This window comes from Candidatus Woesearchaeota archaeon, from assembly GCA_016214075.1.
Taxonomy (GTDB): domain Archaea; phylum Nanobdellota; class Nanobdellia; order Woesearchaeales; family DSVV01; genus JACRPI01.
Genome location: JACRPI010000035.1, coordinates 1 through 13,097, shown reverse-complemented (window position 1 = coordinate 13,097; position 13,097 = coordinate 1). Strand labels below are relative to the sequence as shown.

General features: G+C 40.5%; 11 protein-coding genes and 1 tRNA gene. 6 read left to right on the top strand and 6 right to left on the bottom strand.

All coding sequences use genetic code 11. The features are described from left to right. Nucleotides 1-47: 47 nt before the first annotated feature. On the top strand, nucleotides 48-626 hold the full coding sequence (locus HZC31_06560; protein ID MBI5003022.1) for a magnesium transporter: 579 nt from the start codon (nucleotides 48-50) through the stop codon (nucleotides 624-626). After that, the gene (locus HZC31_06555) at nucleotides 623-1,357 is read left to right on the top strand and encodes a magnesium transporter (GenBank protein ID MBI5003021.1); all 735 of its coding nucleotides are present in this window, start codon (nucleotides 623-625) and stop codon (nucleotides 1,355-1,357) included. The genes HZC31_06560 and HZC31_06555 overlap by 4 nt, the downstream gene beginning before the upstream one ends. Here the strand turns inward: HZC31_06555 and lonB are convergent, their stop codons facing one another. Continuing rightward, a complete protein-coding gene (gene lonB / locus HZC31_06550) occupies nucleotides 1,358-3,229 on the bottom strand; it encodes an ATP-dependent protease LonB (GenBank protein ID MBI5003020.1) in 1,872 nt (623 codons plus the stop codon). It abuts the gene before it with no gap. A gap of 465 nt (nucleotides 3,230-3,694) precedes the next feature. On the opposite strand from lonB, the gene HZC31_06545 reads away from it, so the two are divergent. After that, nucleotides 3,695-4,426 (top strand): PHP domain-containing protein, encoded by a 732-nt coding sequence (locus HZC31_06545; protein MBI5003019.1) that lies wholly within the window; start codon nucleotides 3,695-3,697, stop codon nucleotides 4,424-4,426. A gap of 769 nt (nucleotides 4,427-5,195) precedes the next feature. Here HZC31_06545 and HZC31_06540 read toward each other — a convergent pair. The 3 genes from HZC31_06540 to HZC31_06530 all read right to left on the bottom strand — a co-directional run bounded on the left by HZC31_06540 (nucleotide 5,196) and on the right by HZC31_06530 (nucleotide 8,963). Continuing rightward, on the bottom strand, nucleotides 5,196-6,428 hold the full coding sequence (locus tag HZC31_06540) for a glycosyltransferase (protein ID MBI5003018.1): 1,233 nt from the start codon (nucleotides 6,426-6,428) through the stop codon (nucleotides 5,196-5,198). An 84-nt stretch (nucleotides 6,429-6,512) separates the two neighbouring features. Then, complete coding sequence (locus HZC31_06535) at nucleotides 6,513-7,925, bottom strand: sigma-70 family RNA polymerase sigma factor (protein MBI5003017.1); 1,413 nt, start codon at nucleotides 7,923-7,925, stop codon at nucleotides 6,513-6,515. A 45-nt stretch (nucleotides 7,926-7,970) separates the two neighbouring features. Next, the gene (locus HZC31_06530; protein ID MBI5003016.1) at nucleotides 7,971-8,963 is read right to left on the bottom strand and encodes a bifunctional N(6)-L-threonylcarbamoyladenine synthase/serine/threonine protein kinase; all 993 of its coding nucleotides are present in this window, start codon (nucleotides 8,961-8,963) and stop codon (nucleotides 7,971-7,973) included. Between the two features lie 85 nt (nucleotides 8,964-9,048). Between HZC31_06530 and HZC31_06525 the strand changes: the two genes are divergently transcribed. After that, a complete protein-coding gene (locus HZC31_06525) occupies nucleotides 9,049-10,392 on the top strand; it encodes a hypothetical protein (GenBank protein MBI5003015.1) in 1,344 nt (447 codons plus the stop codon). A 3-nt stretch (nucleotides 10,393-10,395) separates the two neighbouring features. Here HZC31_06525 and HZC31_06520 read toward each other — a convergent pair whose 3' ends face one another. Next, on the bottom strand, nucleotides 10,396-10,668 hold the full coding sequence (locus tag HZC31_06520) for a PLDc N-terminal domain-containing protein (protein ID MBI5003014.1): 273 nt from the start codon (nucleotides 10,666-10,668) through the stop codon (nucleotides 10,396-10,398). A gap of 465 nt (nucleotides 10,669-11,133) precedes the next feature. Between HZC31_06520 and HZC31_06515 the strand changes: the two genes are divergently transcribed. After that, nucleotides 11,134-11,254, top strand: a tRNA-Leu gene (locus HZC31_06515). Nucleotides 11,255-11,342: 88 nt separating this feature from the next. Then, a complete protein-coding gene (locus HZC31_06510) occupies nucleotides 11,343-12,077 on the top strand; it encodes a hypothetical protein (GenBank protein ID MBI5003013.1) in 735 nt (244 codons plus the stop codon). Nucleotides 12,078-12,108: 31 nt separating this feature from the next. Here HZC31_06510 and HZC31_06505 read toward each other — a convergent pair whose 3' ends face one another. After that, on the bottom strand, nucleotides 12,109-12,963 hold the full coding sequence (locus HZC31_06505; protein ID MBI5003012.1) for a lytic transglycosylase domain-containing protein: 855 nt from the start codon (nucleotides 12,961-12,963) through the stop codon (nucleotides 12,109-12,111). Nucleotides 12,964-13,097 lie beyond the last annotated feature (134 nt).

Below are 13,097 nucleotides of genomic sequence, written 5' to 3'. Positions count from 1 at the left end.
CAAAAAATCCAAACTTATTTAAGCAAAATCATCTCAAAAGTTTCTTTATGCCCAAAGAACTCTCCAAGGTTCAATACAAAATCTTTGATGAAAACTTCAAAGAAATCTTCTGGTCACAACTTGTCTCGATTATCGGTGGACTCATCGCAGGTTCTGCGCTGGCACTTTACACGGATCAGCTTCTCTTGATTCCAAGCATGCTCATTTTATTGCCAGGTTTTCTTGAAATGCGCGCCAACATCAGCGCGCCCATGGCATCACGATTAAGTTCCGGATTATTTCTGGGCATTATCAAGCCAAAGGGAACAAACCAAACAAAAAAGAATATTATTCATGGAAATGTCATCGCGTCATTCCTGCTGTCCTTTATTCTTTCTTTCCTCCTTGGTATTGTTGTTTTCCTGATGAATTATTTTGTGTTTGAATACTATACCCCCAAACTCATTTTGATTATTGTCATCGCAGGACTCATCGCAAATTTACTTGAGATTCCCATTGCGCTCTTCGCAACGTTTTACCTTTTCAAGAAAGGGCATGATCCAAACAATATTATGGGACCATTTCTCACATCACTCGGAGATATTACGAGCATCGCCGCGATTCTCTTTACCTTGGTGATCTTATGAACTTTAATTTTAATCTCAAGATCTTCAGGCGCCATAAGGCACGGCATCACTTAAAAAAATTACAGAAAGTACTGCGACACAAACACCATCCGTTAATCCATAAGATTCATCATGTGCATCGGATTTCCAAGAAAACATTATTTTACGTCAAAGAATATGGCATGCACACGAACGTTCCCAAGACAATTCTTAAAGAAAGTCTTAAAATAATTATCCTCGCGTCCATCATTAGCTCTGTTGGTGGGCTCGCGCTTGAACAAATTAAGGCGTTGTTCCTCACGATGCTTCCGCTTGTTATTCTCTTGCCAGCACTCAACGATATGGTTGGGGATTATGGTTCCATTATCGCTTCACGATTCTCTACTATGTTGCATAAAGGAGAAGTACAAAAACAATGGTGGAAAGAACAGCAAGTCAAAGTCTTATTCTGGCAGATCTTTATTATCGCTATCATTACCGCGGTTCTTTCTGCATCAATTGCTCTACTTCTTTCTAAATTCACGCGCGCACCGCTCCTTGTTACTTCATTATTCGCGTTTAAGATAATGCTTATCACTATTTTTGATGTCATTATTCTTGTCACTATACTCTTCTTTGTTACTATCTTTGCAGGGATTTATATTTTCAAAAAGAAAGAAGATCCAAACAACTTCTTGATTCCTATTACGACATCTATCGCGGATTTTGGAAACATGATTGTGCTTGCTGTGCTTGTGTTGTTGTTTTTTTAATTACTTCTTCAACATCTTCTTAAAAACACTTTCTTTGCCTTTCCAGTCAAGTACTTCTTCTAATACTTCTTCTAATGTTTCTACTGGGATGATCTTGATCTTCTCCAGCTGTTTTTCAGAAAGAACAATATCCTGAAGGTTTGATTTGGGAACAATGACCTTCTTGATTCCTGCTTCAATCGCCGCTTCAACTTTCGCAGTCACGCCACCGACAGGCAATGTTTCTCCACGGACAGAAAGACTTCCTGTCATCGCGTAACTCTGCTTAATCGGAACGTCTTTCAACGCAGAGATAATCGCTACTGCAACCGCGATGCTTGCGGAATCCCCTTCGACTCCTTCATAGGTTTGCAGGAATTGGATGTAAATATCATATTTCTCTTTAATGTCTTCACCGAAATATTTCTTAATAATCGCAGAAACGTTTTTCACCGCTTCTTTCGCGATCTCTCCAAGCTTTCCTGTCGCGATGAATTCTCCTCGTTTTCCACCAGGAGTGACTTCCGCTTCAATAGGAAGGATGATTCCAGAGTACGCGTCGCCGCCACCAATAACAGCAAGACCATTTACTCTGCCCACTTTTTGTCCTTCTGTAATTATAATCTCATATTCTTTTTTTCGTTCAATATATTTATCAGCAAGCTGCTGCTCTAATGTTCGCGCAAGTTTTTTCGCCGCAAGGACATGTTTTCGTTCAACGAGTTTTGCTTTTTCTTCTGTCGCAAGATCTCCTGCTGCTCGAATAATGCCACCAAGTTCTCGTAATCGTAAGGTGATATGACCTTTTCTGTTTGCTCTGCGTTTTGCTTCTTCAATAATCGCTTCAACCGCTTCTCTGTCAAAATGAGGAATTTTTTTGTCCTTTGTGACTTCCTGCGCAACAAAGCGCGCGATTTTGATTCTATTTTCTGGTGTGTCCGGCATTGTCTCTTTCATATACACTTCATAACCATATCCACGGATTCTGCTTCGTAACGCAGGATGCATATTCTTCATTGTATCCATATTTCCCGCAGCGACAAGAATAAAATTACACGGAACAACTTCTGTTCGCACCATCGCGCCCGCGCTTCTCTCTGATTGACCAGTGATGGGGTATTTTCCTTCCTGCAACGCTGTTAGTAGTTCTTGCTGGGTGTGTGGCTGTAATGTCGCGATTTCATCAACGAACAAAACACCCATGTGCGCTTTGTGAATCATTCCCGCGATAATTCTTTCATGCGCAGGTGTTCCTAACCCACCAGATTGGAATGGGTCGTGAAGGACGTCTCCCAACAACGCTCCTGCGTGCGCTCCTGTCGCGTCAAAAAATGGCGCTTGTTTTTTCTGAAAATTATCTACAATGATTTTTGGAATTTGCACCCGTTCGCCGCCCATTCGTTTTCCGATATTCATCGCGAAGACTACTCCAATAAACGCAACAGCTGTCGTGATAATTGACGCCGCGAAAATAACATCAGAAATTTTTCCAGTCTTCCACAACCAGAATGGGATTAGTGATAATATAAAAACAACAACGAGGAAAATAATATTTTGATTCTTGAACATGGACGCGCTTTCAATGCGCGCGCGCATGACTAAATCCCGCGCAGTGCCACTTGGCATTGTTCTAATTAATGGTTGGTTTTCATCATGTGGATTTGGAAACGCGACAATGTCTACTAATTTTTCTTTTGGAAGCAGTTCAGCAAGCGCGAAACCGAGAAGCGATTTTCCTGTTCCTGGTTCCCCAATCAAGAGAACGTGTCGCCTTTGTTCTGCCGCCTTTTTTATAATTTCTACTGCGTCGTCTTGTCCGATGACTTGATTTATCGCTTTAGGATCAATAGGAATATCTTTTGTGCTTTGATAGTTTTCAAATGCCTCTGCCATGTCAGAAATTAATGCGCAATTATTTATAAGCTTTGTGGAAGTAAAATTAACAATTATTCATAGAGAATGAAGATTACTTTTTCGAATATTAGTAACGGACATAAATAAGACATACTTGTTGTCCGTTACTAGAATAATAAACGATATTATATTTTATGCGTCAATTGTGTCGTTTACTATATTCTAATGTTTCTAAATAATAAAAGAGACGCTCGACAAATGCTCGCGTCTCAACGCACAAGGTCTCACAGAAACGTTCGACCTTGCGCGTTTGTCTTTTATTAACAAAAAACAACATGGCCAGACGGAGCGAACGAGGTTACCTTACGCAGTGAGGTGTTCTCGTTTGCGGAGTAGGGCGTGCGTGAGCACGACCGTCTGTGCCATTGTTGTTGTTTTTTGCTTGTTCTAAATTTAACTCTTCCTTTCACAAGTCTTAAAAATGGACTGTTATCTTCTTCCTTCATGCTCAAAGCAGACTTACACATTCACACAAAAGGCGATCCTGTTGATACGCAGATTCAATATACCGCGCAAGATATTGTCAACATCGCCGCAAAACAAAAATTTGATGTTCTCGGCATTACTTGGCATAACAAACTCTTTGAAACAAATCAGTTGAGAAGTTACGCGAAGAAAAAAGGCATTACTTTGTTGCAGGGCGCTGAACTGACGATCAACAATCAGCACACGCTTGTCTATAATATTACCAAAGAAGAAGCAGCGAAAGTGAAAACCCTCGACGATCTGTATCAATTCAAAGATCATGTGCTTGTTGGCGCGCCTCATCCTTTTTTCGTGCTTCCCTCTTGTCTTGGAAATAATGTTTTCGATCATCCAAAACTTTTTGATTTCATAGAACATTCTCACTTTTACACAAAAACAATCAACTTTAACAAAAAGGCGATTTTCGCGGCGTCGCAATTACAAATTCCGCTTGTCGGTAATTCTGACGTCCATCATCTTTCGATGTTTGGAAAAGATTTTACGCACATTGACGCTGCTCCGACAACAGACGCGATTCTTGATGTGCTGAAGAAAAAAGCTGTTGGCAGAAACAAGAAGAAGGTTGAGGTTGAAACAAAGCCATACAAGTTAGGTGAATTCTTGCGGCATACCGTCTATTTCACGCCAAAAGGGCTTTCATATTTTTTGACCAACCGCTTTGAGAAAGGTTTGGATGAGTTAGAACAGTAATTACTTGTTATTGGTTATAGGAGGTTATTATTCTCTTTTTCTCCTTATCGTGCCATCCGATCTAGCAAGTGAAATTGTTGATTTTCTATAAGGAGTGGAGGTATTGTCTTCGGCATTTTCAGAATTTTGTTTTTTCATAGTTCAATAAATGAATACAAATTCCTAAAAATTCACCATCCCAATCGGAGCAGAGCTCCGGGGTATCGGTGAATTTTCTTAACGGAATTTGTGTCATTACGCTCATGGGTTTTTGAATCCGCAGCAGAGCTCCGGGGTATTAAACCCATTCGGTAATAAAAATATTTAGGGATTCCAAAAAGTAAAAATAATCCCAGATGGCGTATCCCACGTCTATTTCAAACCAACTAGAAAAGTTAGAAAGAGTTGGTTTGTAGTATTACGAAACTTTGTTTCGAAATAAAGACGTGGGCTTTGCCGTCGGGATTATTAAACATGAGAAGATAACGGCTTCATCCCCGCACTAAAGTGCGGGGCTTTCACCGACTTCTCATGTAATAAGGCGATTCATGTAAGAGCAAAGCGAATATTTTCTCATCAGCAAAGAGAATACACGTGCTAGCAAGACCTTTTACTGTCAGGGGGACCCATGAACCGAAGTATCGAGCAAAAAAGAAAAAAATTAGAAGAGAAATTCGGTGAATGGGGTTATTTTTTAGAAAAAAAACAAAAAAGTAGAAAATTGATTTTAACCTTCATTTCATATGGAAGAAAAAAACAGTGTATCACTCGAAAGATCGGATGGTAATCCTTACCCTGCACGCTTCGTTCCTACTGCTCCAATCTCTTTTAATTTTTCCTGAATTAACGGTGAGAATCTGCTGTTCAAACGAAGCATGTCTTTGAATATCTGCACTGCTTTTGCACGCTCTCTTGTTTTGAGGAAACAAAGCGCGAGATTATATAAAATGTTTTCCCGAACGTTTGCGATTGGAATAGAAAGTTCAATTGTGCGTGTTGTTTTTTTGTCCATTGCCATTAAGAAGAATTTGATCGCTCGCTGATACTCTCCTCGTTTTGCCCAGATCAAGCCCATGCCTAAATAGGATTCCAATAATTCTGAATCCAATTCGTATATTTTTTTGAAGTATGAAAACGCTGTGGTGTAGTCGCTCTTTTGGAGATGCGTGATCGCGAGATCATGGATTGTTTTGATGTCTTTTGGATCAGCTTTTTCTTTTTCTTTCAATAATTCCGCGTATTTTTCGTTTTTTTCTTTTGCGACGCTTTCTCCTTTCAACGCTTGGTAATGATGGATTGGAATATCTGTTCTTAGGAATTTGAGACCTTTCTTTTGCATACTTTTGTCAATGGTTTCGTGCACTGCTCCTTCAAACTCCAATCCTAACTTGTTTTTGAAGAGTCTTGTAATTAATGTTGGATAATATCCAGAGAATTCTTTCGCTTCTTCTCTGTATCGTTCGTCAACTTCTTTGTACTGTGGGTTTTTGGTATTGTTTGTGTAATGCCGTTGTTCAAGCACAACAACAGGGAATTTTTCTTCCGCGACAATCTGTTTGATGAATGGATGATCTTTTTCCGCGATGGTTTCATCCGCGTCAATCCAGAGAATCCAATCTTTTGTTGCCTTGCTGATAGAGAAATTTCTTGCGTCCGCGAAATTATTATTCCATGTGAAGTCAAAAAATTTTGCTTTTTTATTCTTTTTCGCGATCTCTTTTGTTTTATCTGCGCTTCCTGTGTCTACAATAATAATTTCATCAACAAGGTTGTTTATAGAATCAAGGCATTGAAGTAGGAATTTTTCTTCGTTTTTGACAATCATGCACGCGGAAATAGTTGGGGCTTTTGTTTTATTATTGTTATCTTGTTTATAATTACTATTATTATCGTTATTATTTATTTTTTTGTCGTTATTGTTTTCTCTTTCATCAGCAATTTTCGCATCTCTCTTCATCGCTTCTCCTCTGTTATCGCCTGTTAATTTCTGCTGCGTTGTTGTTGATTCTCTTCCTCTTGCCATGCGATTGGAAAAATGTCGCTGATATAAAAAGGTGATTATTGTCTGTTTGTGATTTTTCATTCACATTTTTGTTCATTCATTTCTTCATTCATTAAATGGAGCAAGAATATAGCCCCATCTTCCGGATTCACGCAACTTTTTCAGCGCTTTTTCCTCTATCTGCCGTATTCTTTCTCTGGTAAGGTCGAAAAAAGAATGAATTTCTTCAAGGGAATACGCCTTCGGTTCTCCAATCCCGCATCTCATTCGAATTATTTTTTCTTCGCGTGGATTTAATCGTTCTGCAAGGACGCGGTCTATAAGATCGCGAAGCTCTGCGGCATCTTCAGCAGCATCCGCGGCTTTTTGCGTCGCATGATTTATTAATGAACTTCCCGCGTCCGGCACTTGGTATACATCTCCAACTCGTGTTTCAGAGGTATCAGAAATAACCCCATCCAGCGACGTAATGGTTATAAGATGCCTCTGAGACAAAAGCATACGCGCTTTTTCCTCGTCGATATTGAGTTCTTGCGCAATATACGCAACATATTCTCTTTCAGTAGGTTCTCTTCCCAACGCTTCCCAACACTGCTTATGAACGTTAGGAAGTTTATATATGTCTGACATCTTATGCACAGGAATACGTATTGTTTTTCCATCACTTTCTAAACCGCGAGTAATGGATTGCCGTATCCACCACATTGCATACGTGGAGAATTTGAAGCCACGCTTATGATCAAATTTTTCTACTGATTTCATAAGCCCAATGTTTCCATACTGAACGAGATCTTCGAAATCCAAACCTCTTCCCGTGTAAAGCTTCGCGATTGTGACCACAAGCCGAAGGTTTGCCAGGACTAATTGTTCTCCTGCATTATTTTCGTTCGCGATAAGCTGTTTGTACGCGTGATAAAGCGCGTTTTCCAGTTCTTTGCCTGTCGCAGCGACTTCTCTCATTTCCGGCGAAAAATAGAGAACACATTTTGTCTTTTTTTTCTTTTTTCTGCTCTTTTCATTTGGGCTTGCTATCGCTTCTTCCTGTGCTTTCCAGACAGAACCCCATCTCGGATATGAAATAGGCGTATTCCACTGCGCCTTCTCGGCCTTTTCTCCTGCTTTTTTCTTTCTCTCTGGCTGGATCGCTCTAAGATATCCTGCTGTAACAGCAAGAAATCGCTGATAATGCATTGGTGAATCTCTATACATTTTCCGCAACGCTGCGACTTCTTCTTCGAGCGTACCATTTCCTGACTGCGCCGCTGGAAAACGCGCTTCATACGCTCTCCATTGTTTTGCGAAAGGGCTTTTTTCCGCGAGAACAGCGACCTGCGCTCCATAATCCCGCGCAAAGACATATGTTTTTGCCGCAATCATTTTTTCCAGACAGGCTTCACCGGTGAGTTCTTTTCCTATCCTTTGTTCATCTTTTCTTGTGAGCAATCGATATTTTCCTATCTCTTCCAAATACGTGTTTATAAGTTTTGTAGATGGAATAAATCCCCGCGCTCTACTCACACCAGAAAGAATTCAAAAAGCATTTATAAACTATTTCAGTTTTTTTCACCGCCACTTCACGACAATCTCGTCTGTCCGCACATACGGTTCGATGATTGCTTTCTCTACACTAAGAACCATTCCCGCGTCAAACTGTAATTTGCCGAGCCACGCGATCATCGCGCCATTATCCACAAGAAATTGATTTTCTGGACAATAGGATTTCGCGCCGCGTTCTTTGCACATGATCTTCACCATTTCCTGCAATCGTTTGTTGCACGCGACACCGCCTCCTAAGAGCACTTCTTTTTTTCTTGTATGCGCGAGCGCGCGTTCTGTCACTTCAACGAGCATGCTGAACACTGTTTCTTGGCCGCTATAACAAAGATCTTCTTTTGTGTGTTCTTTATTTCGTAATTTTGTTTGGAGATTTGTGAGAATTCCGCCAAAGCTGACATCCATTCCTTTGACGACATAGGGAAGCTCTACGTACTTTTTTCCCTTCAACGCGAGCTGTTCTATCTTCGGACCGCCTGGAAACCCTAATCCCAACGCTCGCGCGAACGTGTCGAGAAAATTGCCCACGCCGATGTCCAGCGTTTCTCCAAATATTCTATATTTTCCCGCTTCATAGGCAATCACTTGCGTGTTCGCGCCGGATACATAAAGGAGGATGGGATCTTTCGCTTTTGTTTGCAATCGTCCAATTTCTAGATGCGCGATACAATGATTGACTCCTACTAATGGTTTGCTTAGCGTGACCGCAAGCGATCGTGCGAACATCGCGCCGATTCTTAACGTGTGACCAAGTCCAGGACTTTGCGAGAACGCGATAATGTCTATGTCTGTTTTTTTTATCTTCGCAGTTTCCAACGCTTTCTTGAAAACAATATCGCAGACATCTACATGATGGTCAGCGACTTTCGCGGGAATGATGCCGTCTTTTTCTGTGGTGTAAATATCTTTGACGTTTGCGAGAATAATGTGTTTTTTCCCAACGGATTTAATGATGCCTATGCCGAAGGTGTGCGCAGTTGATTCTATGCCGAGGATGATCATAGTTGTAACGAAGCAGGAATGATTTATAAAATTTTGTTTGTGGGAAAATGATTAACTATTAAAATGGAGAAATAATTGTGTTTTTATGATGACACTTGAAGAAGTGGTAAAGCGCGTTGTTATTCCTCTAAAAAGAGGCGACCCGACCGCGGACGCGATTCGAAAATCTCGATTTCTCAATTTTTATAATACTGTTAATTCACAAGGTGTTCTTCCAATAGGCGATGATCTCATAGAATTTACTTCGTTTAGCAGCGGTGAATTCGCAATAACTCTTTTGCCAGAAGAGATTGCCGGCAATGGGCGAGAAGTTAATCCGCAGACGTATACTGATGGCGGGCGTGAGTGTCGGTATTTTCATACTAAACTTGGCGATGAGCTCCAGGGAAAGACCGTCTATTTTATCGCGAGTCCTGATACTGATCCCAATTGGCAGCCGGATCAAATGGTTTTTCGTATGGCTGTCGCCGCCCGGACTGCGAAGCATATTGGCGCTGACAAGGTTTTTGCTGTTTTCTCTGAGTTTCCTTTCGCACGGCAGGATAGAGGAATAGGTTTGTACAACAGGTTATCAGAGGGATCGTTGGATGGCGACAAATTAAAGCACGCTGGTCAGACTGATTACATAAGCAGCGTTCTTCTTACGCTCATGGTTCATGGCTGTGATGGTGTTGTGACGCTTCATCATCATTCAGATCATCTTCAATCTATAGTTGAGGATTGTCTTGGACTTTTGGGGAGGTCAAGAGAGGATCATTACACGTTTAATCTCAGTCCGACACCACTCATAGCGCGATATTTGCAAACAACAGATATTCTTACTTCTGAAGAAAAAGACAATAAAGGAGAAGGGATTATTTTTATTGCTCCTGATAATGGCGCGTTGGAATTTGTAAGAACAGTAAGAGAAATGAGCGGCTATACACAGTCATCTCTCGCCTATATTGATAAAAAAAGAATGCGCGCGAATGATCCTGGCGCGTTAAAAGGAATGCTTGTCCCTGTTGAGCCCACCGATACAGATTATCGCGGTAAAACAGGTATTGTTCCTGATGATATGGTTGATACATTTGGTACAATGAATCAGGCATTAAATAAATTGCCAGGAGAAATAAAACGCTTTGTCACCTATGCGACACACGCGATTCTTGGGGGTCAGGCAGAGGATAGGATGCGGCGGCATAGGCGCTTAAGCGATGTTATATTTATGGATACACGGCCGCAGCGGCTTCGGGATTTAGGCGCTGGCGCGAAGAGGAAGGTTACCGTAATCCAGCCCGCGGCGTATATCGCGCATGCTCTCGCAAATTGTGTTGAGAGAAGTATTGAGCCGAATGCTTATTATAAGCGGTTATTCGCGGAAGATCCTTCTTTTTTTGACGGGCTGTTTAGAATAAAACTATTTGATCAACACTATTCAAAGCAGTAAAACCTACTTCTTCCCTTTCTTCTTTTCTGTTTTTCCTTCTCTCATAACGCCTTTATTATTCGGCCGCATGACGACAATATAATAAACCAAAGATGGAATAGGGGCAAGCAAAATAATAAGAAGCAACCAAATCAATCGTTCATTACTGTTCGTGAAATCTCGTTTCGCGACATCAACAATTGTCCATACCCAGAACACAAAAAGACCGATAGCCAAAACAAAAAAGAGAAGCATGACAGTGACCATCATTGTTCCCATAAAGATTTCCGCGCTCATATTATTGTTTATTGCTTTCTGTTATTTAAAGGTATCTGTCTTAGTCTCTTTTTTTTCGTTTTCCCTTCATGAAGAAAATACTTTTTTTTGGAATGTTTCCATTACAAATAAACCCCATTGCCGCGGCAATGGGTCCCCCTGACATTTACGCTTTGCGAGTGCGTGTTTTGTATGTAGTGTGACTATTTTAACATTAAAAAACTGAAATGAATGTGAGAATCCTTTCGGTATATTCGAAAAAAACACGCGAAAAAACAAAAATACCGAAACCTATTCGCTTTATCCGTAAATCCTTCGGTTTATTCGAAAGATTTTCGGAAAACTCGTCGGAAGTTCTTTTATTTTGGATTAAAGCAACACGATTGATATTAAAGCTTTAATCCATAATATTAGGAATTTAACTCTTAGTAAGTTGAGTGTTAAATTCCAAATAATAAGTTTGTTCTAAGAAAAGCTAAGTCTTTTGGCGAGGTCTCCTAGCATGGTTAGGGAGAAGGCCTCAAGAGCTCTCCACAGCGATGTGAAGAGCTTTGGAGTAAGCCTTTGTGTTACACGACACGCGCGGGTTCAAATCCCGCCCTCGCCGTTTATTATTCTCTTCTTCCATTTAAACTTTTCCCCTAAACTCATCTCTTGACACTACTTTTATAAATCCTGCTTCATTACCCTCAACTATGGGAAAACGAGTACCTTTAGCAATGATTGCAGTGTTGTTAGTGACAACGATTCTCTGCTTCGGCGCTCTCTTGTTCGCTCTCACCTTTATGGGAGAAACAGATAGCACAGCAGACACAACTGTAGAACAGCCATCACGAAATGATGCTCCTACAGGATATTCTTTTGCTTATCCTGCGCCAGTGACAGGAACGCAAACGTTTGTCTTTGGAACTTCAGATGATTCTGAAGAAGACGACGATGACTCTTCTTTAAGCAGCGCAGATGAACAACTTCTCGAAAACGCAGAGAACGCGATCGATGAAATTGACGAAGCGCTTGATGACATTGGATCTGAGTTAGACGATGTTGAAGACGACATTGATGACGCGGACGATGAAAGCGACATTGACGATGTCTTTGATGACCTTGATGATCTCGAAGATGACGTCCAATATCAACTTTCCAAAATCAGCAGATGGTACAATCTCCTTTATGATGTTGAAGGCTCAGAAGCAGATTCCCTTCAGGATCAATTAGATTTCCTTGAAGAACAGGCAGATGACCTTCAGGATGACATCAATGAAGCAGAAAATGACGCTGAAGATGAAGAAGACGAAATAGAAGATGAGGAAGAGGAAGCTGAAACAGATTCTGATGGAGACGGTGTTTCCGATGAAGATGATGTTTGTGAAGGATATGACGATACCGTAGATACAGATGGTGACGGAACGCCAGATGGCTGTGATCCTTAAATCTTTATTCCTATAATTTTTTATTCTTTTTTTATTGACCTTTTATTCCTACTGTATCCGTCTCTCTGTCATCAGCTATTTGTCTCCTATCCCTACTATCTCTTATTGGAATATAAAATGAATAATATCCTCTGACATTACTAACGTGGTCTTTTATTTCTAATGCTTTCTTTTCTCTGACACTTATGTTTCCCATTCCATGCTTTGTTCCATACACATCTCCAACAAGATCTTGCGTAATCATAACCGCAACTTGATCCCATGTTGGGTCAGACCATTCTGTTTTTTCAATTGCTCTCTTGATAAGTTCACTTCCTGCGTTGTACGCGGCGATGGCAAAAATATCACCTTCTGCATAATCCTTGAACTCCTCTTGAAGTCTTCCATAATACGTCACTCCTGCAGCAATACTTTTCTCAGGATTAGTTCGGTCATCTCTTCCTGTACACTTTTTATCGTCACAAAGACCATATCTGAATCCAGTGTCTTTGGTAAACTGCATTAATCCTGCTGCTCCTGTTCCTGAATCAGCATTAGGTTCCCCTCTTGATTCTTGCGCAATGAGTGCATAAATAATCCCGGGATCCATTTTTGCGGGATCAACATACCTTCTCACTATTTCTCCATATTTTTGTTCAATATCCACGACAAGTTCTAGTGGGCTTTTATACAAACCACAATATTTGTTTTTCCCACCCTGCGTGTTACAACCGGATCTTTTTGAAACAGTGAACCCCATTTCTTCATCCATGTAACACAGTGGATTGACATTTCCTGATTCTAATACTGCTTTGTTTCCAGAAGCATCTTGAAGATATGAAGAAACTCCACTATCATTAACAATAAAATGAAGGTGCGATTTATAATCTTTTTTTCCTTTAGACATTGTCTATTTAGCGTCATCTATATATATTAGTTAATTCTTAGGTTGTTTTGGTGATTTTTATGGACATTCAATGTTTGAACTGTAAATCCAGTGATATTGCTAAAAAAGGTTATAGAAAAAATAAGTTAGGAAAA